The sequence below is a fragment of the Streptomyces sp. NBC_00210 genome (assembly GCF_045160975.1).
In the GTDB taxonomy this organism is placed as follows: domain Bacteria; phylum Actinomycetota; class Actinomycetes; order Streptomycetales; family Streptomycetaceae; genus Streptomyces.
The window spans coordinates 5,009,020-5,033,196 of sequence record NZ_CP108120.1 but is presented as its reverse complement, the minus strand read 5'-3'; the positions used below and the strand labels follow the sequence as shown (position 1 = coordinate 5,033,196).

The 24,177-nt window shown below is 68.1% G+C and carries 19 protein-coding genes and 1 tRNA gene; 8 read left to right on the top strand and 12 right to left on the bottom strand.

Annotated elements, in window-relative coordinates; translation table 11 throughout:
• Position 1: 1 nt before the first annotated feature.
• Positions 2–1,633 carry an N-6 DNA methylase gene (locus OG729_RS22925; protein WP_405807912.1) on the bottom strand — a complete coding sequence of 544 codons (1,632 nt, stop codon included), beginning with the start codon at positions 1,631–1,633 and terminating at the stop codon, positions 2–4.
• A 17-nt stretch (positions 1,634–1,650) separates the two neighbouring features.
• Positions 1,651–3,804: a hypothetical protein gene (locus tag OG729_RS22920; RefSeq protein ID WP_405807911.1), complete on the bottom strand. Its 2,154-nt coding sequence runs from the start codon at positions 3,802–3,804 to the stop codon at positions 1,651–1,653.
• Between the two features lie 536 nt (positions 3,805–4,340).
• Between OG729_RS22920 and OG729_RS22915 the strand changes: the two genes are divergently transcribed.
• Together OG729_RS22915 and OG729_RS22910 are read left to right on the top strand one after the other, a co-directional pair.
• A complete protein-coding gene (locus tag OG729_RS22915) occupies positions 4,341–5,363 on the top strand; it encodes an EcsC family protein (RefSeq protein ID WP_405807910.1) in 1,023 nt (340 codons plus the stop codon).
• Between the two features lie 248 nt (positions 5,364–5,611).
• The gene (locus tag OG729_RS22910; RefSeq protein ID WP_405807909.1) at positions 5,612–5,899 is read left to right on the top strand and encodes a hypothetical protein; all 288 of its coding nucleotides are present in this window, start codon (positions 5,612–5,614) and stop codon (positions 5,897–5,899) included.
• 209 nt (positions 5,900–6,108) lie between these two features.
• On the opposite strand, the gene OG729_RS22905 is transcribed toward OG729_RS22910, so the two are convergent.
• On the bottom strand, positions 6,109–6,885 hold the full coding sequence (locus tag OG729_RS22905) for a hypothetical protein (RefSeq protein ID WP_405807908.1): 777 nt from the start codon (positions 6,883–6,885) through the stop codon (positions 6,109–6,111).
• 413 nt (positions 6,886–7,298) lie between these two features.
• Between OG729_RS22905 and OG729_RS22900 the strand changes: the two genes are divergently transcribed.
• The 3 genes from OG729_RS22900 to OG729_RS22890 all read left to right on the top strand — a co-directional run bounded on the left by OG729_RS22900 (position 7,299) and on the right by OG729_RS22890 (position 11,786).
• Positions 7,299–9,758: an AAA family ATPase gene (locus OG729_RS22900; RefSeq protein ID WP_405807907.1), complete on the top strand. Its 2,460-nt coding sequence runs from the start codon at positions 7,299–7,301 to the stop codon at positions 9,756–9,758.
• Positions 9,759–10,784: 1,026 nt separating this feature from the next.
• Positions 10,785–10,916 (top strand): hypothetical protein, encoded by a 132-nt coding sequence (locus OG729_RS22895; protein WP_405807906.1) that lies wholly within the window; start codon positions 10,785–10,787, stop codon positions 10,914–10,916.
• A gap of 321 nt (positions 10,917–11,237) precedes the next feature.
• Positions 11,238–11,786, top strand: a complete 549-nt coding sequence (locus OG729_RS22890; RefSeq protein WP_405807905.1) for a hypothetical protein — start codon at positions 11,238–11,240, stop codon at positions 11,784–11,786.
• A gap of 223 nt (positions 11,787–12,009) precedes the next feature.
• Here the strand turns inward: OG729_RS22890 and OG729_RS22885 are convergent, their stop codons facing one another.
• On the bottom strand, positions 12,010–12,327 hold the full coding sequence (locus tag OG729_RS22885; RefSeq protein ID WP_405807904.1) for a helix-turn-helix domain-containing protein: 318 nt from the start codon (positions 12,325–12,327) through the stop codon (positions 12,010–12,012).
• A gap of 93 nt (positions 12,328–12,420) precedes the next feature.
• Here OG729_RS22885 and OG729_RS22880 point away from each other — a divergent pair, with 93 nt between their 5' ends.
• Positions 12,421–13,332: a hypothetical protein gene (locus tag OG729_RS22880; protein ID WP_405807903.1), complete on the top strand. Its 912-nt coding sequence runs from the start codon at positions 12,421–12,423 to the stop codon at positions 13,330–13,332.
• Positions 13,333–13,415: 83 nt separating this feature from the next.
• Positions 13,416–15,089 (top strand): hypothetical protein, encoded by a 1,674-nt coding sequence (locus OG729_RS22875; protein ID WP_405807902.1) that lies wholly within the window; start codon positions 13,416–13,418, stop codon positions 15,087–15,089.
• A gap of 257 nt (positions 15,090–15,346) precedes the next feature.
• Here the strand turns inward: OG729_RS22875 and OG729_RS22870 are convergent.
• The 7 genes from OG729_RS22870 to galU all read right to left on the bottom strand — a co-directional run bounded on the left by OG729_RS22870 (position 15,347) and on the right by galU (position 20,722).
• Positions 15,347–15,420: transfer RNA gene (locus OG729_RS22870), tRNA-Ala, on the bottom strand.
• A gap of 80 nt (positions 15,421–15,500) precedes the next feature.
• Complete coding sequence (gene glpR / locus OG729_RS22865) at positions 15,501–16,643, bottom strand: gephyrin-like molybdotransferase receptor GlpR (RefSeq protein ID WP_405807901.1); 1,143 nt, start codon at positions 16,641–16,643, stop codon at positions 15,501–15,503.
• Positions 16,644–16,779: 136 nt separating this feature from the next.
• A complete protein-coding gene (locus OG729_RS22860; protein WP_360882532.1) occupies positions 16,780–17,391 on the bottom strand; it encodes a GNAT family protein in 612 nt (203 codons plus the stop codon).
• Positions 17,392–17,405: 14 nt separating this feature from the next.
• Positions 17,406–17,966, bottom strand: coding sequence for a MogA/MoaB family molybdenum cofactor biosynthesis protein (locus OG729_RS22855; RefSeq protein WP_360882535.1), 561 nt, complete (start codon positions 17,964–17,966; stop codon positions 17,406–17,408).
• The gene (gene moaC / locus OG729_RS22850) at positions 17,963–18,442 is read right to left on the bottom strand and encodes a cyclic pyranopterin monophosphate synthase MoaC (protein ID WP_360882538.1); all 480 of its coding nucleotides are present in this window, start codon (positions 18,440–18,442) and stop codon (positions 17,963–17,965) included. The genes OG729_RS22855 and moaC overlap by 4 nt, the downstream gene beginning before the upstream one ends.
• A gap of 71 nt (positions 18,443–18,513) precedes the next feature.
• Positions 18,514–19,815: a gephyrin-like molybdotransferase Glp gene (gene glp / locus OG729_RS22845; protein WP_405807900.1), complete on the bottom strand. Its 1,302-nt coding sequence runs from the start codon at positions 19,813–19,815 to the stop codon at positions 18,514–18,516.
• A gap of 4 nt (positions 19,816–19,819) precedes the next feature.
• Complete coding sequence (galU, locus tag OG729_RS22840) at positions 19,820–20,722, bottom strand: UTP--glucose-1-phosphate uridylyltransferase GalU (protein WP_360882544.1); 903 nt, start codon at positions 20,720–20,722, stop codon at positions 19,820–19,822.
• A 94-nt stretch (positions 20,723–20,816) separates the two neighbouring features.
• Here galU and OG729_RS22835 point away from each other — a divergent pair, with 94 nt between their 5' ends.
• Complete coding sequence (locus OG729_RS22835; RefSeq protein ID WP_360882547.1) at positions 20,817–21,410, top strand: 5-formyltetrahydrofolate cyclo-ligase; 594 nt, start codon at positions 20,817–20,819, stop codon at positions 21,408–21,410.
• On the opposite strand, the gene OG729_RS22830 is transcribed toward OG729_RS22835, so the two are convergent.
• Positions 21,400–24,129: a penicillin acylase family protein gene (locus OG729_RS22830; protein ID WP_405807899.1), complete on the bottom strand. Its 2,730-nt coding sequence runs from the start codon at positions 24,127–24,129 to the stop codon at positions 21,400–21,402. The two genes, OG729_RS22835 and OG729_RS22830, sit on opposite strands and share 11 nt — an antisense overlap.
• Positions 24,130–24,177: the final 48 nt, after the last annotated feature.

Genomic DNA, 24,177 nt, shown 5'->3' with positions numbered 1-24,177 from the left:
CTCACGAGTTTGCATCTTCAAGCCCCCCAAGAAGCTTCGCAACAAGGTCTTGCTGGCGGTCAGATTCCTTGAATAGGTGGAAGAGTTCTTCGGTGAGCGCAGCAATCCTCTCCGTCATCACCTCTGAGTCCTCTTCCTCCGCCTCAACGGCCCCCACATACCGCCCCGGCGTCAGCAAGTACCCGCGCTCCCGAACCGTCTCCAACCTGGCCGAGAAGCAGAACCCAGGCTCATCCCCATACGTCAGCCCCTCCTCGCGCGTCGACGCCGTACCCCGCCACGCGTGATAGGTGTCAGCGATCTTCGCGAGGTCCGCGTCAGTCAGGATGCGCTCTGTCCTGTCGACCATCTCGCCCATGCTCCGGGCGTCAATGAACAGGATCTCCTCACGCCGATCGTCCAACCGTCGTGCTCCCTGAGGGGACTTGTCCTTGGCCAAGAACCAGAGGCACGCCGCGATCTGGGTCGTCCGGAAAAGCTGGGGGGGCAGCGCCACCATGCACGCCACCAGGTCCGCCTCCACCATCGCCTGGCGGATGTCACCTTCACCGCTCGACTCAGAGCTCATCGAGCCGTTGGCCAGGACGACGCCAGCCGTGCCCCGCTCGCCCAGCTTGGAGACCATGTGCTGGAGCCACGCGTAGTTGGCGTTGTTCTTCGGCGGGACGCCGAACTTCCACCGGGCGTCGCCCTCGTCCCGCGCCCAGTCCTTGATGTTGAAAGGCGGGTTGGCCATCACGAAGTCGGCCTTGAGGTCGGCGTGCTTGTCCTCGGCGAAGGTGTCGCCCCAGCGGGTGGCGAGGTTGCCGTCGATGCCGTGGATGGCCAGGTTCATCTTGGCCAGACGCCAGGTGCGCTCGTTGAGCTCCTGGCCGAAGACCGATAGGTCGGCCTTGTGGCCCCGCCCTCGATGGGCCTCGATGAACTTGGCCGCCTGGACGAACATGCCGCCCGAGCCGCACGCCGGGTCGTACACGCGCCCCTCGTACGGCTCCAGGATCTCCACGATCAGCTGGACGACGGACCGTGGCGTGTAGAACTCGCCGCCCCGCTTGCCCTCCGCGCGCGCGAAGTTGCCGAGGAAGTACTCGTACACCTCGCCCAGCACGTCCTGCGCGGGCTTGCCCTCGCTGGCGCCGAAGCGGGCGTCGCTGATGAGGTCGACGAGCTCGGCCAGGCGCTTCTGGTCGATGTTGTCCCGGTTGAAGATCTTCGGCAGGACGCCCTTCAGCGACGGGTTCTCGGCCATCACCGCGTCCATCGCCTCGTCGAGCAGCTTGCCGACGCCCTGGCTCTTGGCATTCGCGGCGATCCACGACCAGCGGGCGATCTCCGGGACCCAGAAGACGTGCGCGCCGGTGTACTCGTCGCGATCCTCCAGGAAGTCGTCCATCCTCTCCTCGGTGATACCGTCGTCGGCAAGCTCCGTGGCCAGCTCACTCCGGCGCTCGTCGAACGCGTCGGACACGTACTTCAGGAAGATGAGGCCGAGGACGAACTCCTTGTACTGCGCGGCGTCGATGGAGCCGCGCAGCTTGTCCGCGGCCTTCCACAGGATCGCCTGGATCTCCTTGGCGGTGGAGGCGCTGAACAGCTCCGCCTGGTCGGTGGGCCTTTTCGCAGCGGTAGCCATCGGGCAGACCGTCTCCTTCAGTCATCGGTGCCCAGAAGACCGGGCAGGTTCTGGATGGTCAGGGTGCCGTCGGCGAGGCCGGCGGCTGTGATGCGGGTCAGATCGTCAAGGGCAGCGGCCTGCTCCCGCAGCAGCCCCGCTCTGAGCTCGACCTCGGCAAGCGCGGCGTCGTACCGCTCTGCCTCCTCGCGCCCCAGGTCCGGGATGTTCAGGTCCTCGATGCTGCGGGAGGCCCGTACGGCGCCGCTGGTGCGCGCGTGCTCGGCGGCCGCTGCCTGCAGCAGCGCGGCCAGCACCCGCGGCCGGACCGGCGGGTCGGCGTCGGGGCGGACGCGCAGTATGCGGGCCGGGGCTGCGACCACCGACAGGCCGCCGGTGTCGACGTGGGCACCGAAGCTCGGGCTGGTGGTGACGACGACGTCGCCGGGCTCGGTGAACTGGGCGTGCTCGTACGCCGTGAGGAGTAAACCGCGGTCGATCCGGCGGCTGCCGAGCCGCACGGTGCCGAGGATCTCGTCCGGGCCGAGCACCGCATAGTGGCCGTCGGCCGTGAGGTGCTCGGGCGCGATGCGGTGGCCAGGACGGCGGCGCAGGCGGCGTTCCTCGAGGAGGCGGCGGACCGTGGTGCGCCGCACTGGCTGTTCCTCAGGGCGCAACACGGCCTGGATACGCATGGCCGCGCGCAGGTCGACGTCGAGGCGGGACTGCTGCTGCAGGTTCGCCAGGCGCTGCTCGAGGTCACTGATGCGGGCCGGACGTTCGACGACGGCGCGGGCGTAGCGGGCCTCGGTGGGGCGCTGGCTCGCCGTGAAGGCGGTGCCCGGCCGGTCGTCGAGTTCCTTCGCGGGGACGATCACGCCGTGGCGGGGCTCGTGCCGCCGGTCGCCGCGCCAGCCGGACGCGCGCCAGATGGCGATGTCCTCGGCGAGCGTGTCGAGCACCGGCTCGGTGAGCCGCCGCGCGGACAGGTCGGCGAGCAGGACACGGCCGGTGCGCTCCTCCTGCGGGGTGCGGGAAAGGACCCACACTGCGGTGCGGTAGCCGGGGCGGTACGGCATAGCGCCGTCGGGCAGGCTGATCACGGCCTTCAGCAGGCCCGCGCCGAGGAAGGAGCGACGTAGCCTGTCGGCTTCGCCGTGCCGGGGCAGTGGACGTACGAAGACATCGGCCGGTCCGAGGACGACGGCGGTGGAGCCGGCTTCGAGGTAGTCGGTGAGCGCCTGCACCTGCTCGAGGACGGCCTCCGGTCGGCGGGTCTCCGCAGCCTCGTACGGGAGGGCGCACACCAGCAGGTCCGGGTACCCCCACTCATCGACGGAGGCCGACAGGTCCGTCCCCTCCATGACGTCGAGGTGGAACTCGTACACCCCCCGTACGAGCATCCGGCGGCGCACGAGCCGGACGCGGGCCGGGGCGTGATCGGCGGCGAGGTAGGTGTGACCGGAGTCTTCGGCGGCCTGGTCGTGCAGGGCGGCGAGGAGGTCGCCGGCTCGGGCGTGCGGGGTGGCGACGACGGACTCCTCGCGGAGGGTGTCGATGCCGGACACAGAAGCGAGAGCCCGGACGACGGCCGGGACCGGTTCGTCGACGGCCAGATCGTGGGAGCCGAGACGACGCCGCGCGTCCAGGACCCAGTCGAAGGCTTCAGCCGGGGTGTAGGCGGCCTCGGTTAGTTCATCCGCGAGCGCGGCGAGCGCTGGACCGGTGGGATCCGGGGCGGGGACGGCGCGCAGCTCGGCCAGGAGGAACTGGTCCTCGGCGTCCAGTTCGGCGGCCCTGGCGACCAGGGCGTCCCAATCCTGGCCGGCGAGCGGAGCATCGTACTGCTGGCGCAGGCAGAGCAGGGCCGTCAGCGCGCCCACCAGGACGGACGCCGGAAGCGCGGGAGTCCGCCAGGCGGCGAGGGTGTGCAAGGCGAGCTCGGCGCGCAGTTGGCGGGCGTCCGTGTTGCCGCGGCCCGTCTCTGTCAGCCACTCGACGACGGCGCGGGCGTCGAACAGGGGACGGCCGTCCTCGTGGGCGATCGGCGCCGGAAAGTCCGGATGCCGACGGCTCCAATTGGTGGGGACGGGCCGCTTTACCTGTGCGAGAGAGGCAATTTCGGCGTATGTGATCCGCCAGGCCGGCTCCTCGGGCACGATGAGCGATGTTGCTTCACGCGCACTGGTCATGAGCCCCGCCCCCTTTTTATTACAGAGCTTCTTCTCTTCCCCTGCGTGCGAGCCGGTCGGATGCCTTGGACTCCGGTTCAGCGGCAGTCAGAACTTTACAGCGAGGGCTTGGGTTACCTCCCAGTTGGCCTGATAACCGGGGTTATCACTGCCTTGGCTCTCTCTTGCATCCCCAGGAGTCCAAGGTGATGCCTCTCAGCCCTGGTAAGGGCTCAGCCCACCAGTTTCGGAGGACGGACCTGACCAGCCCTCCTCGGCGCCGCCTCCCGGCCGGTGCCTGGAGCGGCAGAAGGCCGACTGATCTGCCTCACCCAGATCCAGCTCCCCCACCGTCAGTCAGGGGCCTCCGGCAGCGTCATCACTCGTCCCTTTTCCGACCGACGATTCCGTGAACCAGGAGACCCCGGTGGTTTCACCCGCGATGTCCTACCAGCCGACACGTGGGTGAAGCCGCAGTGCGGGGCCCCTGCACGGCCGACGCACCCTGCCCCGGTACCCGCACGTACCGCCGATAACAGTCGAGATGGAGAACGTCAATGAGCACGTACGCCGACCCACGCGTCGACGATGCGACCCCGATGACCCCGATGAGCGCGTACGAGGGGCAGGTGTGGGACACCCTCAACGAGCACTGGCAGCGCCGGAACAACCACCGTGGTCTGCCGAACTGGGCGAGCGCCGCGCTCGGTCGCACCGGTGAGGTCGCGGGAAGCGCCGTGAGACGGGTTACGGACGCTGTGCCAGAGGCGGTCACGGAACCGATCCGTCGCGCGGGCGACGCGGTCGCCGAGAAGGCCATGCGACCGGCGCTCGGAGCCGCGGCTGCGTTGCTTGAACTGGTCAACGACTGGGCCATGGAGCTCAACGACCCGAAGAACGTCGAGAAGCTCGCCCGCAAGCGAGGTTTCACGATAGATGGTTTCTCCGAACTGCGGCGGCACGACCTCAAGGTTTGCGACCAGCTGCTGACCCGCCACACCCTCACGTGGCGCACCGTCGGCGCGTTCGAAGGTGGCGTCATGGGCCTGCTGGCCATGGTCCCCGTCGCTGGTATCCCCGTCGCGCTGACAGCGGACATCCTCGTCATCCAGGTCTTGAGCACGTCGATCGCATCGCGCATCGCGTACTCCTACGGCTACGACGCCAAAGACCCCGACGAGCAGATGTTCATCCAACGCCTGGTACAGCGGTCCTTCATGGCACAGGCGGCCAAAGCCGCGCCGTTGCGTGATGCCGCACGGGCGGCGGACGCGGTCAAGGGACGCATAAAGTGGTCACCGAAGCTCCGCCAGGACCACCGCCTCCTGGCCGCCCTTGAGAAGTTGATGCAGCAGCTGGGCCCGGCCGGCTCCAGGGTGCCGGTTCAAAACGTCGCCAAGGTCGTGCCGTTCGTGGGTGTCCTCATCGGTGCCGGCATGAACTCCGCCGTCCTCGGCAGAGTGGCCGCCGACGCCCAGCGGTACTGCCAGACACGATTCCTGTGCGACAGGTACGGGCTACCGCTGCCAGCCGCACTGGCGACCGACCGGGACGACGCCCCTCAGACCGACGCCACGTAAGTGATGGCCGTTGGGTCCACGATGCAGCCTTCGGCAGGCCCTCACTGACGGGGCGAGCACCCGCGCCCCGTTAGGGCGTGCTTCGCCGTCCCGGTGAGACGTGCCAGTAGATTCCGAACTTCTTGCAGAGCTTGGCGACCTTGGTATCGGACTAATGGATCGCAGTGTTCCCCTCCCTTCCTATAGAGGTCGAGACGACGAACGGTACGGAACCGTTCACGACGGGGGGCGCGATTACGCTCCCGCCGGTGGGTGTGGCGCTCGACGACGGTGAGCTGTGCCCCGGCACGGATGGCTTCTCCGACATCGACTTCGGAACCCAGGTCAACGTCACCAACGCGGCTGGGACTCTCGTCGCCCAGAGCTCCCTCGGTCTGGGCGCGAAGACCGACGCGGGGTGCGCTTTCCCGTTCACGGTCGATGGGGTCGTCCCGGAGTCGAAGTTCTGCTCCGTCGAGGTCTCCCATCGCGGCGGCCTCACTCAGACCGAGGCCGATCTGCACGCCGGCGGTCTCGCCTTCACCCTCGGCGACTGACCACGGCCATGCCGTTGTGCGGTACGCGTCAGGTCAGCACCGGCAGTACGCCCACACCCGCGCGGCCGAGGTCACGCGCCAGGGCGTATCCAGCACCTCCGCGGCCTTGCCGCGCAGGCCCCAGCTTGTTTCCTCGCCCAGGCGCTTCGCGGAATGTCATGCCGTGAGCGGGTTGCCTTCTACGCATCAGGCCTCCACATGCCATTTGGTCAACATTTCAACGAGGGAACATCCCTGACTCTCCCAACGAGGACGCCGAGCGAATTCGCCTTCTCCTTCAGCCCGGGGTTCAGGTCTACGGAGTCCTCGAGCACCACTACGGGCTGGGCCTGGCCATGTCGAGGAACAGAACGGACCGACCTGCTGACGTGCTCGACAACCTCTGTCAGGCGGTTCTCCCTTTCGTCAGCCGGTTGCTGGGGAACCGCGACCCACGCGCCGTACGCGGTCCGTTTGTTGATCCAGCCGAGGTCGAAGTGCGGGCCCCGGCGCGCCGGGGCGCGGACGTCGAGTGTCGTCCGCCCATCGACCTGCTCGATCAGGCGCGACAACAGCTTCTCGTGTCGCGGCGTGCCGCGCCCCAGCACTCCAGCCTCGAACCGGTCGATCTGCCGGGTGCGCAGATGCAGCCTGTCGAACGGTCCGCCGAGGAAGCCGTCTCCGACCTCAGGCATGACCGTCACGTGATCGCTCTGTACCTTGAGGTCCCGGCAGCGAGCCGGAGCTCCGAACAGAAGATCCGAGTAGCCAGCGGCGTCTACCACGTGAATGTGTCGGCCTGCTTTGCGTGACTCCAGCACCGCCAGAAGTTTCCTGCTCAATCCCCGGTCCATGTCCTTGACGTTGCCTGCCAGCTCTCCGTGGACCACGAGGGTTACCTTCCTGGAGAAACTGTTCTGGCAGGTAGCTCCCAATGTCTGCGAACGAGATAAGCAGTCCTTACGGATGACCCATTCACCGTCCACCAGAGTCTTGCCGGTGAACATGAGCGTGTGTCCTCGGAGTTCGCGTATCCATCCAGTGCACGGTGCGGACACTCTCGTCAGCCTCCAACCGGGTCCGAACAGCCCTCGTAACGCAGAGTACTTCGGGTGCGGCGGACAGCAAGGCACATCTCGATGACCGGGGCCCGTCCGCATCCGCACCTGCCCGGGCCGGGGGCAGCACAGTCGGCCGGTGCTGCTACGCATTAACTGGCTGCAGGCCCGCCGGTGCTGCTGTCGCTAGGGCGAGCCACGTCTCGCATGAGTTCCTAAGGCCGATAACCCCGGTTATCAATATTTCGCATCTCGTGTTGCCCTTCGTCTTTCTAATGTTCCGTTGGCGAGCAGCGCGGCAGAAATTCCAGGCAGCGCCCCGCTCGCGTCATCCACGGACTCGACGCCCCGGGAGGCACCTCATGACGGAACAGCCCGAACAGAACGCGCACGTCCCCGAAGACACCGCCCGGTCGGAGCAGGACGACCGGCCCGGAACCGTGGCAGACCTCGTGCGCAGGCGTCTTGAGGGGTCGCCTCTCGGTGAGCCCGTGAAGCTGCTGCTGCGGACGGCTCTGGGCGCCAGCGAGACCCGAAGCGCTTCCACGATCGGCCGGACCTACCTCGAATCAGTCGCCGTAACCCGCTTCCGCGGCATCGGACCGCGCGCCTGGCTCAAGCTGAGCCCCCGGCCCGGCGTGAACCTGGTCGTGGGTCGCAACGGATCCGGCAAGTCCAGCATTGCCGAGGGCATCGAGACTGCCTTCACTGGCGTGAACATGCGCTGGCAAAGGCAGCACGCGACGCGTAGCAGCAACTGGCGCAACCTTCACGACACTGGCGGTAGGCCGGAGATCGAGGTCAAGCTGGCCATCGAGGGAGACGCTGGCCGCAGCACCCTCACCCGCACCTGGGAAGGCGACGGATTCGGAGACTCCCAGGCAGAACTGAAGCGGCCGGGATACGGCCGCGCAAGTCTCGACCAGGTGGACTGGAAGCAGGACTTGCAGGACTTCCGGCCCTTCCTGTCGTACGTCGATCTCGACCGCATGATCAGCGGCAAGCCCTCCGAGATGTACGACGCCATCGCCACCATCCTCGGTATGGGGCAGCTCAGCGCGGCCGACAGCCGGCTCCGCAGGGAGGCCAAGGCGTTCGAAGACGCGGAGAAGGCGGCGAAGGCGGAGCTGCCGGGCCTGAAGGAGGCCCTGTACGAGCTGGAGGACGACGATCGCGCGATCCAGGCGCTCGTAGCCATCGACACAGCCGGAACCCCCGACTTCAAAGTCCTGGATGCCTTGGTCACCGGTCTGCCCGGCGACACGGACGTCAACCTGATCGCCGGGCTGCGTGCCGAGGCAGAGGTACAGGAACCCGACGTGGCGCAGGTCCGCACCGCTGTGGATCGTCTACGCAAGGCTCTCGCCGACATCGAAGACCTGCACGGCACCGATACCGAGGAAGCCCTGCAGCGTGCGGAACTGCTCGAACGGGCCGTGGCGCACCACGAGCGCCACCCCGACGAGGCATCCTGCTCCGTGTGCGGGACCGCCGGGATGCTGGACGCGGCATGGGCTGCGGATGCCATCGCCCAGATCGCCGCACTGCGGCAGGAGGCGAAGGCAGCCGCAGGCGCGCGCAGCGAACTCCGGTCGGCCGCGCGAGCAGTGCAGGATCTCGTTCACACGCCTCGGCGAATCCCCACCTCCCTCACCGACCCGTGGAACGCCTGGACCACCTGCCGGTCGATCAGCGATCCGGACGAGCTCGCCCGACGCGCCCTTGATGCCGCCGTGACCCTGGCCAATGCCTGTGTCTCGGTCAAGGAGCGTGCCGTAAAGGAGTTGGAGGAGCGGGACGAGCGCTGGCGCAGGCTCGTCGTCCGCCTGGCGGGCTGGGCGGAGAAGGCCCAGGCCGTGGAGGCGAACAAGTCTCAGTTGAGGGACATCAAGAGGGCGAGCACCTGGATCAAGGCGCTGGCCACCGAACTGCGGGAACAGCGCATGGAAGGTTTCGCCGACCATTCGCAGCGGATCTGGGAGCGGCTCCGCCAGGAGAGCAACATCGATCTCAAGGCCGTGAGCCTGAAGGGCAGCGAGAAGGCCACTGTCCGCAAGCTCGTCATGGATGTCTCCGTCGACGGCCAGGAGGCCTCTGCTCTCAGCGTCATGAGCCAGGGCGAGCAGCACTCCCTTGCGCTGTCCCTGTTCCTGCCCCGGGCCGCCACTGCCGACAGCCCGTTCGGCTTCATCATCATCGACGACCCCGTGCAGTCCATGGACCCCGCCAAGGTCAACGGACTCGCCCAGGTCCTGCACGAGCTCGGCGAACACCGACAGGTCGTTGTGTTCACCCACGACACCCGACTCCAGCGGGCGTTCACCAGCCAGGGTCTGCCCGTGACGGTGTTCGAGGTCGAGCGGGCCAAGTCGTCCAAGGTGAAGGTCAAACCGGTGACCGACCCGGTACGGCAGGCGCTCGACGATGCGCGGGCCCTCGCCAGTACCAGTGACCTGCCGACGGCGGCACGGACCCACGTGCTGCCCAGCCTGTGCCGTATCGCTCTGGAGAACGCCTTCCTTGAGGCCGCCTGGATCCGGAACCACCGCGCCGGCGCGCCCGAGCACGCACTGCAGGCGGCCATTGGCGAAGCAGACAAGCTCCTGAAGGTGGCAGCGCTGGCCTTGTTCGGCGACGCCGAGCGGACCGGCGATGTCTACCGGGAACTGCGCACCCTTTGCGGACCGCGTGCGGTGGAACTCCTCAAGCAGTGCCAGAACGGCGCCCACGCCGCCGGGGCTCAGATCATCGACCCCCACCGATTCGTCGACGACATCGAGACTATGGCGCAGAAGGTGCGCAAGCCGGAGGTGACCGCGTGATGAGTACTTCCACTGCCTCTGTCGAGGAGCTCCTTCTGATCGCTGACCGGTTGCTCGTCGCCCGCCTGGGTGCCACAGCCGCCGGTTGCAATCGCGGGGCCTCGCTCGCTCTGCGAACCGCCCTGGAGATTTCCGTCAACCGCACGCTCGACGCCGCGGTGCCAGGACTCGCCAGCACCACGATGCGGGCCAAGATGCTATGCCTCCACTGCTACACCTCGGCTGAGACCGCTCGCCGAACCACCGCCGTCTGGTCACACCTATGCCTGGGATGCCACTACCACCAATACGAGATCGGCCCGGCAGAGGACCAGGTCCGCGTCTGGCGAGCGGAGGTTGGCGAGTTGGTCGGGGCGTTGGCTACCCACAGGGCTTGATTGTTGTTCGCCGGAGCCGAGCGCCTCACCGTCGCAGCGTCCATGGGCGCCGCATGGGGAGGAATGTTCATGGGCACTACCGCGCGCGACGAGATCATCGCTGCAGGGCTGAAGGCGATGGAACGACCCCTACGCCTGCTAGACCACAGGGCAAAGCGGTGGGGGAGGTCGGCAGAGAACGATCGCGAAGGCTCGTTCGCGTCCGCCCGAAACAGGGGCTGGTGACCGACCATCTCCTTCGGCAGCACCCTCCGCCATCCAGCCCAACGAGCTGGCTATTCATATAGCCATCGCCGATGGTGATTCCATGTATCTTCCCGGCCCCCGCTTCCATCGCACAGTGACTCTCGTCGTGATCGACGCACAAGAGCGCGTAGCCCTCTTTCCACTCTCTGATTCCGTCCACAAGAACTGGACTTTGCCCCACGCCCCGGTCCGGCTGGTCGAGTCCTACGCCGAGGTCGCCCTGAGGCTAGGAACACGTTGCTTCAGCCGCTCGGCTATCCGATGGGGGCCAGTTGTCGGACGAAGATGGGCCGCTCCCCCCTCGAGTGGCGCGCCACGAGTGCGGATGGAGGAGCGTGTGTTTCTAGCTCGCACCAAGGCACCCTTGGTGCCCAACTCGATCCGCAGAGGAGGGCGGTCTGGGATGGCCGCCGTGTGGGCGGCGCGGGCGATGCTCTCGTCACTCCTGAGGGAGTCCCACTTCGACAGCACGTCGACCCTGATCGACGGCTACCTCGACGGCTGGCTACCCGACGGACCAATCACTCTTGATTGAGCCCCATGATGGCCCTCACCTGCACGAGCCCTCATCGGCGCCGCAGGGCCAGTCCACCAAGCGCAAACCCCGCGCCAAGAGATCCGGACCCCCTGCGGGGGGCGCAGAGAATGACGAACACCCCAAAGAGCACCGCTGCTGTGGTTGCGCAAGCCCCCTTTCGACGCAATGGTTTGCGCGCCCCCTCTGTTGCATAGGTGAGATTCTGCAAGGGGCCCCGCGACGGCACGCGGTGGCTCTAGAGTGACGCTTGCGTGCAAGGTGTGGGCGGACTTGCACGCAACAGCGCCTAGCCGTAGGGAGTTTGATGGGAAGTCGGCAATGAGTGACATGCTCTTCCATCGTCTCGACGCGGAGGAACACGCTGCCCGGGAGTTGGTTGCCCGACTGCGCGCTGAGATCGCCGAAGCCGAGGAGCGGCTGGCAGCACTTGCAATCACGCGGCGTACTGCAGCGCAGCTTCTCGAAGAGGCGCCTCCTGGGAAACCGACTGCGAGTGGGGGATCCGCCGAAGGCCGCGACGGGGTTCATACACAGTCCTCCACGAATGGCGCTTCAGAAGCCACCGAGTCGGATGCAGAGTCGGCCCCCGGCGGGCAGCCGGGCACACAGCAGCGGCGCATGACGGACAAGCAGCAGGGTTCGAAGCTCTCCGGTCGACTTACCGAGCTGAACCGGAAGGTAGTCACGCTGGTGGGGTCGGCAGATCGACCGATGAGCCCCAAGGACGTAGTCATCCCCCTCGTCGACAAGAGTGCGCCGCGAGCAGAGATCGAGCGGATGCGTCACCGGCTCAACCGCCTGGTGGATAAGGGATACCTGAAGCAGGTCGGACCGGGCCTGTACACCGGGGCGGAGGTGGATCGATAAGTAGCAGCGCCTAGCAGCACGTCCGTTGCCGTGAAGGATCAGCACGGCGCTGGACGGTGAGTTGGTGGTGCCGCCAAGGGATCAGTCTCGGCGGCACCGAGCATGTGAGTCCGACTAGGGGCTTCTGCATGCCATTTTTGAGGGTAGCCCACTGTCGGGCCACCTGTGGCGTGCTGAGCCCAATCCGTCCTGCCTGCACAGATGACGTGCGGGTTCCGGAGGTTCAGCTATGCATCGATCCCGGATCATTGGTGCCCGGGTAGAGACCCACGCCGAGCCCGTCCTCCAGACGGCTCAACGTCGCCACGTCCGGCCAGCTACTGCCGGCGAGGAGATTCGCGACCGCCTGACGGTTGACACCACTGAGAGCGGCGACGCGTCGCAGCCCCAGCCCCTGACGGGTCATTTGGCTGGTCAGGGCTTGTGCGACCGCCTGCACTACCCTGGCCTGGGGCTGGTCAACGAACGTCGCCTCGGGCCAGTTCTCCGGGTCCCGAGCCAGCTCCCGCGGCGGCCTACTACGGCCTCGCCCTCCGGTCATGCGCATGCGCTCCTGACTGTCGAAGTGCACACTCACGAAACAGATGGCCACTTGTGTAGCCACTTTTCGTGGTGTGTTCCTTTGGAGACGGCTATGAGCGGCGCGATCCTCGGCTACCAGCCGTTGGAAAAGCCATCCGAGTGGCCCTTGGTCGCCGATGGCGTTCGCATGGTGGCCGCCGCGACCTGCGATTCCGTCCCATATCCAGTCCCGAAAGTGATGCTGGCGCTCTCCGGTCTGGCCATGTACGCCGAGCGCGTCGGCATTGCCCGCGACCCGCTGGCCTGGCTGGCGCCAGAGGTGATGACGCGTTATCTGCTGGCGCGGACGAAACTCGAAGGCAGTTCCATCCAGACGTACCGGAGCATCCTGCTGCGTATCCGCGAGGCTCTGCTGTGGCTGGAGTACGGGCAGCAGCCCACACCCCGGATGAGCGCCAAGCGGCAGCGCGCCGCCCCCTATACCCCGCCGGAACTCGCCCGCTACCTGATGTGGGCCCGCGGTCTGCCTTCTACATCCGCCCTCGGCGGCAGTGCCCTGGCGCTGCTGGCCCTCGGTGCCGGCTGCGGGCTGGCACGCCGAGAGGTGCTGGCTACCCGCGGCACCGACATCACCGTACTGCCGTCCGAGGCGGTGGTCGTAGCAGTGCCAGGCAGCGACCGGCTGGTGGTCTGCCGGGCGATGTGGGAGGAAGACCTCGCCGCGCGGGCTCGCACCGTTGGCGACGGGTACCTGTTCCTGCCCCAACGCCAGGTCGCCGACCCGAAGAATGGTGTGTCCAACTGGGCGAAGCGGACGCTTAAGGGCACTTCCGGACTTCCCAATCTGAAGCTGGCCCGCCTGCGAAGCACCTGGATTGTCGAGCTGCTGCGCCAGCGCGCCCCGGAAGATGTCATCGCTGCGGCGGCAGGCATGAAGTCGACAGCCGCACTGGCCCCCTACCGGGCATCGGTCCCCCCGCTCACCACCGCGGCCACCACCCGCATGCTGCGTGGCTCGGCATGAGAACTCCCGCCGACGACCCCCGCTATCAACCTGGCAACGGCCGTCCCCGCCGCCCCTACCCGCGTTCACACGAGCCGTCCGAGATGCCTGACAGCAAGGTTAAGAAGCTTCGTCGCACCCTCCAGCAGAGCGGCGTCGTGGACATGGTCGAGGCACAGTTTGCAGGACTGCCCGGCCCGCCCGGCTACCCCATCCGTCTCGTTCTGCTTGGTCTGGTCTGCGCAAGCTACGAGAGAACCAGCAGCAATCTCGACGACGCCTTCGAGATCATCACGTTCGGCACCAGTGAGCAACTGCGCGCCGAACTCTCCATCCCCACCTGCGACATCGAAGACCAGGACTCGGTTAACGCGCTGTACAACCGCTTCCACCGCGCCTGGACCCGCATGAACCGCCTGCTGGACGCAGCACCGCACCAGCGCCGCAGCCGGCTTCCCAGAGCTGCAGGCCTCAAAGTCGCCGCGCAGTGGAACGGTGAACGCGGACAGCAAGCCCTCCGTGGCCTGGAAGAACTCGCCAACCGGCTGGTCACTGCCCCGGTCCGCACCGCCTTTGCCAAAGGTGTTATGCGCCACTGGCGTGGCGACACAGCGATTGACACCACCTGCGTGCCGACTTGGGCCCGCCCCCATACACGCAAGCGCTCCGCGCTGGAGGCGAGCGCCAACTGGCACTACAAGGGTGGCGGCGATCGGGAGTTCGGCTACAGCGCCACCCTGGCCATCGCGGCGCACGCCGATCCGGACCGGGCCGGCCGTTACCCGCAGCTCATCCTCGGGATGGTGCTGCACACGCCCGAGAAAGACATGGGTCGTCATGCCCACTACGTCAGCGCTGTCCTGGCTCAGCTCACCGAGCTCCGCGGCTTCACGGCGGCCGACCGTGCATACACGAAGCTCTTCCCTGAGAACTTCCATCAACCGATGCGTGCCCTCGGCTACATGCCAGTTCTCGACTTCACCAAGGCCCAGGTCGCCGATCAGGCCGAGCATTACCACCAGGGCGCCATCGCCAAAGTGGGCCGACTGTTCTGTCCCCTCACCCCGCGCCGGCTGCTCGACCTCTACCAGCAGATCCGAAGCGCCAAGAACGAGCGTGAGCGCATCCCGCTGCGAGAGCAGCTGCAGGAGATCGAGCCGTACACACTCACCCGCAAGGACACCCTCGACGACCGCGGCACCGAGCGATACGCCTGCCCCGTCACCAAACTCAACTGCCCCTGGGCGCAAGAGCGTGAGGGCCGCGTCGCACCGAAGAGGAAGGGGCCTGTGCCAGTCGCCATCAACCTCGACGTCCACAGGGAGCGTGCTGCGCATCCCGCTGCCCGGCCAAGCGTCGAGCCCCCCGAACTTCCCCTCGGCGAACGCCCCAAGTGCTGTCGCCAGTCCTCCGTCACGGTGCAAGCACATGTCATGCCCCGTATGCGGCAAGAACTGCCCTGGCAGACGCCTTCCTGGGCCCTGGCTTACCAGACGCTCCGCGCCCACATCGAGGGCGGCAACGGACGGCTGAAGTCCGTCGACTCCGCCTTGCACGCCCGTGAGAGGCGTCAGCCTCGCGGGCGTGTCGCCCAGGCTCTTTTGTCCGCCATCACCGTCATGGTCCACAACATCAAGGAGATCGAGCAGTACCTCGCGGCCAGCAGGAAGAGTCCCATCACCGGTCTTGACCTCGAGCCGGGCGATGTCCTCCCGCCCTACCCGGCGGCCGATGAGACGGCCATGCCCCGCCCTCGAAGTCTTAGCCGCAGCCCCTGAGCCGTCACCCATCCCGTAATTGAAGATCGACACGCCGCGAGACCGCAGGAGCCTGCCTCCACGCCTGCGGTCCCCGCGGCATGTCCGCATCCCAACTCCCGGTCCGTTCCGACGCGGACCGCCGCGCTTCCCAGCGGCCCGGCAGGCTGACTTTCACACAAGTAGGAGCTCAAACGCCGAGATCCCGGTCAGACGGTGACCGTCTGACCGGGATCTCGTGAACAGTTCGTGGGCTAACCCGCGAACGGCCCTTGTTGTGGACCTGTGGGGATTTGAACCCCAGACCCCCTCGATGCGAACGAGGTGCGCTACCAGACTGCGCCACAGGCCCTTGCAACGAGTGAAACTCTAGCATCCCCGTCGGGGTGCTTGGAAATCCGTTCCCTCGCTGGTCACGCCCTGGTCGCACGCTCACTCGTTGGCGGCGCGCGGCCGGTCCTCGTCCGCGTACTGGTCGAAAAGCGGCGTGCGACCGCGCTCGCGCGTGCGGCGCGACGGAGCCTGCCGCTGACGCGGCGGTTCGGCCGCCGGGGCCGGCGCCGAAGTCGGCTCGGCCGTCGACGAGCGGGCCGCGCTCCAGGTCTCCGGGTCGCCGACCTCGACTCCGCCCGTCGCCCGCGGGGCGACGGGCGCCGTGACGTACGTCGGCAGCGGGACCGGGACCGGCTCCCAGCTGTCGCCGCGCGCCGGTCCGCGCTCGCGCTGCTGGTCGACCCACTCCGCGTGGTCCGTCTGCTCGACGAGCGCGCGCCGGCCTGCCTCCTGCGGGGAGAGCGTGGGGGATGGTTCGGGCTCGGGTCCCGCCTCGGGCTCCTCGTCGGGGTCGGCGGCCGAGGCGGCCGTGGCCTGGGGCCGGCGGGGCCGGTTCTCGCGCAGCCGCTGCGCCGCGGCCTCCGCCCGGCGCCGGTCCATGGTGAACACGAAGCGCCGTCGCTCCTTGGCGCGCAGATGCACGATGTACGCGCTGAGCAGTATGGCCGGGACGCCCGGGGCCCATAGGAAGCCCAGTCCGCCGACCGCGGCCACGATCGCGCCCAGCGTGAACGCGAGGAAGAGGACCACGGTGGTGCGTCTGCGGCGGGCCAGCACCTTGCTGCGCCGGGCGCGCTCGGCGGCGGGGCCGCCCGGCCGGGGGCGCGGACGCCGCGTGGGGTCCGGACGCCCCTGCGCGGGCACGGACCGGGCCTGTGCCGCCGGATCCGCGGCCGGGCGGGCCTGCGGGGCCTGGTCCGGCACCGGGCGGGCCGGTACGTCCATCCGGGCTTCGGTACGGGCCGGGGGCGCGGCGAAGGCCCGGACGTCCACGGAACTCAAACGGTCCGTGGCGGCATCCGGGTCCACGTCGGGCTCGCCCTGCTCCGCGTTGCGCTCCCGCAGCTCCTTGGCGTATCGGCGCTCCATTGCACCGCGTCCGGACAGCAGCCGGATGGCGGTGGAGAAGCGTTCCGTCGGACGGGCTTCATTGAGCTCGTCCTGCCTGCGGAGCCACATCGGCACCAAGTAGGCGGCCCAGGCCCCGACGATGACTGCGTAGATGAGGCCGCTGCTGCTCACGCTTCACACGGTAGAGGTGTTCTCGCAAGGGCATCCGCCAATTGGCCCGGTGTGTCGCACGATCTGGCTGATATCACGGACTTTTTTTGCGATTGTTCAGATCAGCGCATGGTCGACAGCGAGTAATTTCGAACATTTATTTTATTTCCCGGTGCCTTCCGGGTCGTGCCTGGTGCCAGCGGCGGAGCAGTCCTTCGGGCACCTCTTCGGAGGTGAGTGCGAACACCAGATGGTCCCGCCACGCGCCGTCGATGTGGAGATAACGCGGGCGCAGTCCCTCTTCGCGGAATCCGAGTTTCTCCACGACGCGGCGACTGGGGCCGTTCTCGGGCCGAATGCAGACCTCGATGCGGTGGAGTCCGACGACACGGAAACAGTGGTCGACGGCGAGCGCGACGGCGGTCGGCATCACCCCGCGGCCCGCGACCTCCCGGTCCACCCAGTAGCCGACATGGCCCGAGCACATCGAGCCCCAGGTGATCCCGGCGACCGTCAACTGGCCGACCAGACGGCCCTGGTACTCGATGACGAAGGGCAGCATCCGGCCCGCGTTGGCCTCGAGGCGCAGATGGCGGACCATTTGCCGGTAGGTGGGGCGCTGGGTGTTCGGGGCGCCGGGCGCGGGCGGCGGAACGGTCGCCTCCCAGGGCCTGAGCCAGTCCCGGTTGCGCCGGTTGACCTCGCGCCAGTTGCGCTGATCGCGCAGCTTTATGGGGCGGAGGACCACGTCGCCGTCCGCCAGGACCACGGGCCAGGAGGCGTTCAGCTCGGGCTCCCGGCGGGTCTTGGGTGGTCGCCGCCGCGGATCTGGTCCACGGCGTGCACCAGCAACTGCTCCAGTACGGCGAGGCCGTCGCGCACCCCGCCGGTGGAACCGGGGAGGTTGACGATCAGGGTGCGGCCGGCGACTCCGGCGAGCCCCCGGGACAGCGCGGCCGCGGGCACCTTCTCGCGTCCGTACGCGCGGATCGCCTCGGGGATGCCGGGGATCTCGTGGTCCAGGACGCTGCGGGTGACCTCGGGCGTCCTGTCGGTGGGTGAGATACCGGTGCCGCCGGTGGTGAGGATGACGTCGTACGCGGCGGCCACCCCCTCGCGCAGGGCCTGCTCGACCGGATCGCCGTCCGGGACCACGCGCGGGCCGTCCACCTGGAAGCCCAGCGCGGCAAGACCCTCGGCGAGGATCGGGCCGCCCTTGTCCTCGTACACACCGGCGGCGGCGCGGTTGGACGCGGTCACGACCAGGGCCCGCCGGGCCGCTTCGGGTCCCGGCCCGTGGCCGTGGCTGTGGCTGTAGACCTCACCGGCGCGCGGCGGGTTCATGACCGGCTCCAGTCGCCGGACTTGCCGCCCGTCTTCTCCTCGACCCGGATGTCGGTGATCACCGCGCCCTTGTCGACGGCCTTCACCATGTCCACGACGGTGAGGGCGGCGACCGAGACCGCGGTCAGGGCCTCCATCTCGACACCCGTACGGTCGGTGGTCTTCACCGTGGCGGTGATCTCCACGGCGTCGTCGGCGACCGACAGATCCAGCGTGACGCCGGATACGGCGAGCGGGTGGCAGAGCGGGATCAGATCGGGGGTGCGCTTGGCGCCCATGATGCCCGCGATCCGGGCCGTGGCGAGCGCATCGCCCTTGGGGACGCCCTCACCCCGCAGCAGCTCCACGACCTGCGCAGAGACCAGCACCCGGCCACTGGCGCGGGCGGTGCGTGCGGTGACGTCCTTTCCCGAGACGTCGACCATACGGGCCGCCCCCGCCTCGTCGATGTGCGTCAGCCTGCCTTGGGTACTCATCGCTGTGGCGCTCCCGGTCAGGGCCCTGCGGGGCCTGTGTGGGCAGACACGGTACCGCCACCGTAAGCAGGTCAGCGGAGGAGGACCACTTCCACCTCCGCGCCGGGCTCCACCGAGGTGTCCGTCTCCGGGACGACGATCAGGCAGTCGGCATGGGCGAGGGCGGCGATCAGATGGGAGCCGGAGCCGCCGACCGGGGAGACGGTGCCCGACCTGGAGTCGTACGCACCGCGCAGGAACTGCCGCTTGCCCTCGGGCGACGACAGCGCCTTGTCGGCCTTCAGCGCCGCCCGCACCTTCGGGCGGTGGACGTCCTTCAGCCCCATCAGGGCCCTGATCGCGGGTCGTACGAACAGCTCGAAGGAGACGTACGAGGAGACGGGATTGCCCGGCAGGGCCAGCAGCGGCGTGTGCTCCGGGCCGATCGAGCCGAAGCCCTGCGGCTTGCCGGGCTGCATGGCGAGCTTGCGGAAGTCGACCCCGCTGCCCGGCACGTCCTCGTCACCCACCGAGGAGAGCGCTTCCTTGACAACGTCGTACGCACCGACGCTGACGCCGCCGGTGGTGACCAGCAGATCGGCGCGGATCAGCTGGTCCTCAATGGTGGCGCGCAGGATCTCCGCATCGTCGGTGACCGCGCCGACCCGGTAGGACAGAGCGCCCGCGTCGCGCGCTGCGGCGCACAGCGCGAAGCTGTTGGAGTCGTAGATCTGCCCCTCGGCCAATCTCTCGCCGGGCTGGACCAGTTCGCTGCCGGTGGAGAGCACGACGACGCGCGGCCGCGGCCGCACCCGCACGGTGCCGCGGCCGATGGCGGCGAGCAGGCCGATCTGGGGCGGGCCGAGCACCGTGCCCGACTCCAGCGCCAGGTCACCCGCCTGGACGTCGCTGCCGCGCGAGCGCACATGGGCGCGGGCCTCGACCGGGCGGTGGACGCGGACCTCACCGCTCGCGCCCTGAGGGGTCTCGCCCGCCGGACGCATCGTGGTGGCCGCTCCCTCGCCGGTGCCGCCGTCGGTCCACTCGACCGGGACGACCGCCTCGGCGCCGGGCGGCAGCGGGGCGCCGGTCATGATGCGGGCGGCCTCGCCCGGTCCGACCGTGGGCAGTCCGCCGCTGCCTGCCGCCACATCGCCGATCACCGTGAGGACCGCGGGGAACTCCTCGCTGGCGCCCGCGACGTCGGCGGTGCGGACCGCGTAACCGTCCATGGAGCTGTTGTCGAAGGGCGGCAGCGCGACCGGCACGGTGACGTCCTCGACCAGGACGCAGCCCTGGGCGTCGGGCAACTGCAGCTCGATCGGATCGAGCGGGCGGATCGCGCCGAGGATGTCCTCCAGATGGTCGTCCACCGACCAGATCGTGCTGCTCACGGTGTTACATCTCCTCGGTCACATAACTGCGAAGCCAGGACCGGAACTCCGGGCCCAGGTCTTCACGTTCGCACGCGAGTCTGACAATTGCCCGCAGATAGTCCCCGCGGTCGCCTGTGTCATACCGGCGGCCCTTGAAGATCACCCCGTGCACCGGGCCGCCCACCTTCTCGTCCTCGGCGAGCTTCTCCAGGGCGTCGGTCAGCTGGATCTCGTTGCCGCGGCCCGGCTCGGTCTGGCGAAGTATCTCGAAGACGGCCGGGTTCAGGACATAGCGGCCGATGATGGCGAGATTGCTCGGAGCCTCGGCCGGGTCGGGCTTCTCGACCAGCTTGGTCACCCTGACCACGTCGGACTCGCCGGTGGCCTCGACGGCCGCGCAGCCGTACATATGGATCTGGGCGGGGTCGACCTCCATCAGCGCGATGACGCTGCCGCCCTCTCGCTCCTGGATCTCGACCATACGGGCGAGCAGCGGGTCGCGCGGGTCGATCAGGTCGTCGCCGAGGAGGACCGCGAAGGGCTGGTCGCCGACGTGCGGGGCGGCGCACAGGACGGCGTGGCCGAGGCCGCGCGGGTCGCCCTGGCGGACGTAGTGCATGGTGGCGAGGTCACTCGACTCCTGGACCTTCGCGAGCCGGCCGGCGTCGCCCTTGCTCTTGAGCGCCTCCTCCAGCTCGTAATTGCGGTCGAAGTGGTCCTCGAGCGGGCGCTTGTTGCGGCCCGTGATCATGAGCACGTCGGAGAGCCCGGCCGAGACCGCCTCTTCGACGACGTACTGGATCGCGGGCTTGTCGACCACAGGCAGCATCTCTTTGGGAGTGGCTTTCGTGGCCGGCAGGAACCGGGTGCCGAGGCCTGCGGCGGGGATGACAGCCTTGCTGATCCTGGGGTGCGACTGAGTCATGCGGATCACCATATCCGGTGACTATGGGCTGAAGATGAGCCTCCGGTTAACTTCCTTCTCATAAAGGCGTATACGAGAGGTTTGTGAACGCACGATGTGTGGAGACTTGTCCGGAAAGAGTGCGGTACGACGCGAACTCCTCGCGGCCCGGGGCCTGATGTCAGCTGAAGACGTCGAAGCGGCCGCCGCGGTTCTCGCCCGACAGGCCCTGGACCTTGCGGAATTGACCGAAGCAGGCACGGTCGCGGCATATGTCTCGGTCGGGCGCGAGCCCGGCACGCGCGCGCTGCTCGACGCGCTGCGCGCGCGGGGCGTACGCGTCCTGCTGCCGGTCCTGAAGCCGGACAACGATCTGGATTGGGGCGTGTACGAGGGCCCGGAGCATCTGGTGCGCGCCGGCCGCGGCCTGCTGGAGCCTGACGGCGAGCGGCTCGGCGTGGACGCAGTGATCGAAGCGGATGCCGTACTCCTCCCGGGGCTCGCGGTGGACTCGCGCGGTATGCGTCTCGGCCGCGGGGGCGGCTCGTACGACCGGGTGCTCGCCCGCCTGACGGCGGCCGGCGCCGACCCGGCGCTGGTGGTGCTGCTGTACGCGAACGAGGTGGTCGAGCGGGTCCCGCAGGAGCCGCACGACCACCCCGTGCACGCGGTGGTCACACCCGAGTCGATCAGACGCTTTACGGCGTGAGCTTGAGGGTGTCGACGGTCTTCGCCTTCACCGCCTGCTCGCCGTAGGCCCAGTCGAGGAGTTCACCCTTGGCCCACTTGTCGGTCTGGTCGGTGTAGTGCGCGCTGTACGCATGCCCCGAGGCACCGCTCAGATTGATCCAGCGGGACTTGTCCCAGTCGCCGACGTTGACGACCATCCGCATCGACGGCACCCAGATCACGCCGTATCCGCCCGCGGCGTTCCAGCCGGCCGCATTGACCGCCGCCTCGCCGCCGCCCAGATTCCACGGGCCGCGGTTGAGCACGAACTGCAGGAAGCCGGGACCATCGGTGCCGAGCGTCTGGTTCTTCAGCGTCAGCTGGTGCAGCCTGCCCCAGCTCCAGCTGGAGGCGTCCTTGCCGAGCTTGGCGGTCAGCTCCCAGCGGGCGTCATCCATGGCCCGGGCGAGCAGCTGGTCACGGTTGGTCGCCGCCTTCTCCGTACGGCCGGCCGGCGCCCGCCACCACTCGTTCTTCTCGTCCTTGAGGATCCTGCGTACGACCTCGAACCAGCGGTCACCGCCGTCCGGCTGCGCCGATTCCGTGTCGCGCTGACCGCACTCGCGCACCCGCTCGCTGAGCTCGTCGTCCGGGGCCGAGCTGTCGGCCGGGCGGACGTTCAGGCACTCGCCCTCCACCCGCAGCTCCTTGGGCAGCTTGTTGCCGAAGGCGAGCTTGAGGACATTGCGCCAGACCGCGTTGAAGTACGCGGCCGCGCCGGAGTCCGGCTCCTGGGTGTAGTCCCAGCCCTCCAGCAGCTTCTGCGCCTCACGGACGTACGGGTCCGAAATGTCGATCTTCAGCAGATACGGCGTCAGCAGCTTGGCGATCTCGCTGCTGTTGTCCATCTGCATGGTGCGCATGTCTTCGGTCGAGATCTTGCCGCCGCCCTGGATCTTCGACTCGATGAGGTCGTTGATCCGCTGGCTGCGGGTGCCGTAGCCGTAGTCCTTGGTGAGCAGATACCGATACTTCTTGGCGTCCACGACCGCCTGGTTGGCGGTGACGATGTAGCCGCGTTCGGGATCGAACTCGTACGGCAGCTCATCGAAGGGGACGAAGCCCTTCCACTTGTACGCGGGGTCCCAGCCGGGCGCGGGGACCGAGCCGTCGCCCTTGGCGCGCACCGGGATCGTGCCCGGGGCCTGGTAGCCGATGTGGCCCTCGGCGTCGGCGTAGACAAGGTTCTGCGAGGGGACCTCGAAGTTCTTGGCGGCCGCGCGGAAGGACTTGAAGTCCTTGGCGCGGTTGAGCTCGAAGACCGCGTCCATGGACCTGCCGGGCTGGAGCGCGGTCCACTGCAGCGCGACCGCGTATCCGGCGCCGCGATCGGGGGCGGCATTGGACACGGGGGCCTGCTGGCCCACCTTCTCCAGCTCACTGCTGCGGTCGGAGACCAGCGGTCCGTGCCCGGTGGAGCGGACCGTGATCGTCTTGCTGGACTCGCCCGCGACCTTGATGACCTCCTTGCGGGTGGTCAGCTTCTTCTCTTCGCCGCCCACCTCGTAGCTGTCGCCGGACAGCTTCTCCAGGTAGAGGTCGGTGACGTCCGCGCCGAGGTTGGTGAAGCCCCAGGCGATGTTCTGGTTGTGACCGATTATCACGCCCGGCGTGCCGGAGAAGGTGTAGCCGGCGGTGTCGTACTGGCAGGAGGGGGAGACCGTACGGCAGTGCAGCCCCATCTGGTACCAGACGGAGGGCAGCTGCGGCGCGAGATGCGGGTCATTGGCCAGCAGCGGCTTGTCGGTCGTCGTGTACCTGCCGGAGACGACCCAGGAGTTGGAGCCGATGCCGCTGCCGCTCGGGCCCAGCAGCGACGGGATCGTGTCCAGCGTCTTCGAGAGCGCGGCGAGCTGGGAGTTCAGACCCTGGGCCGCGCCTGCCGCGCTGCCCTGTCCGCCGTTGCCCGACACATCGGACGGCTTGGCGTCCGGATCGAACTTCCCGGTGGCGGGACTGATCCCGCCCTCCTGCACGATCGGCTTGTTCCTGTCGTACGGATACTCCGGGTAGAGGTCCTTGATCTTCTTCTCGGTGAGCCTGCTGGTCAGCAGCGAGCGGTCGATCTCGTCCTGCATATTGCCGCGCAGGTCCCAGGCCATCGCCTTGAGCCAGGCCACCGAGTCAACCGGAGTCCACTGTTCGGGCTTGTAGTCGTTCGCGAAGGACAGGGCCGCGTACTCGACGGAGAGTTCCTTGCCGTCCTTGCCCTTGAGATAGGCGTTGACGCCCTCCGCGTAAGCCTGGAGGTACTTCTTGGTGTCCGGCGAGAGCTTGGTCTCGTACTCCCGCTCGGCAACCTGGCGCCAGCCGAGGGTACGCAGGAAGGCGTCCGTCTCGACCTGTCCGGAGCCGAACATCTCGGAGAGTCGGCCGGCCGTCATATGGCGGCGGACGTCCATCTCCCAGAAGCGGTCCTGCGCCTGGACGAAGCCCTGGGCGCGGAACAGGTCTTCGTCACTGTCCGCATAGATCTGCGGAATGCCGAAGCTGTCGCGCCTGACCTCGACCTGGCCCTTGAGGCCCGCGAGTTTGATCGTCCCGTTGGTCTGGGGATACGAGGCGCGCACCGTGCTGATGCTCCAGTACGTGCCGTATCCGACACCCGCGACAAGCGCCAGCACCAGGAAGAACACGAGCAGGCGGGCGCGTCGCCCCTTCTTCTTCTTGGGGGAAGAGGCGGTTGTGTTGGCGGGCATCGCTGTCCTTCGAGGCGCAGGCTGGTCCTGGAGTGCTGGAGCAACCAT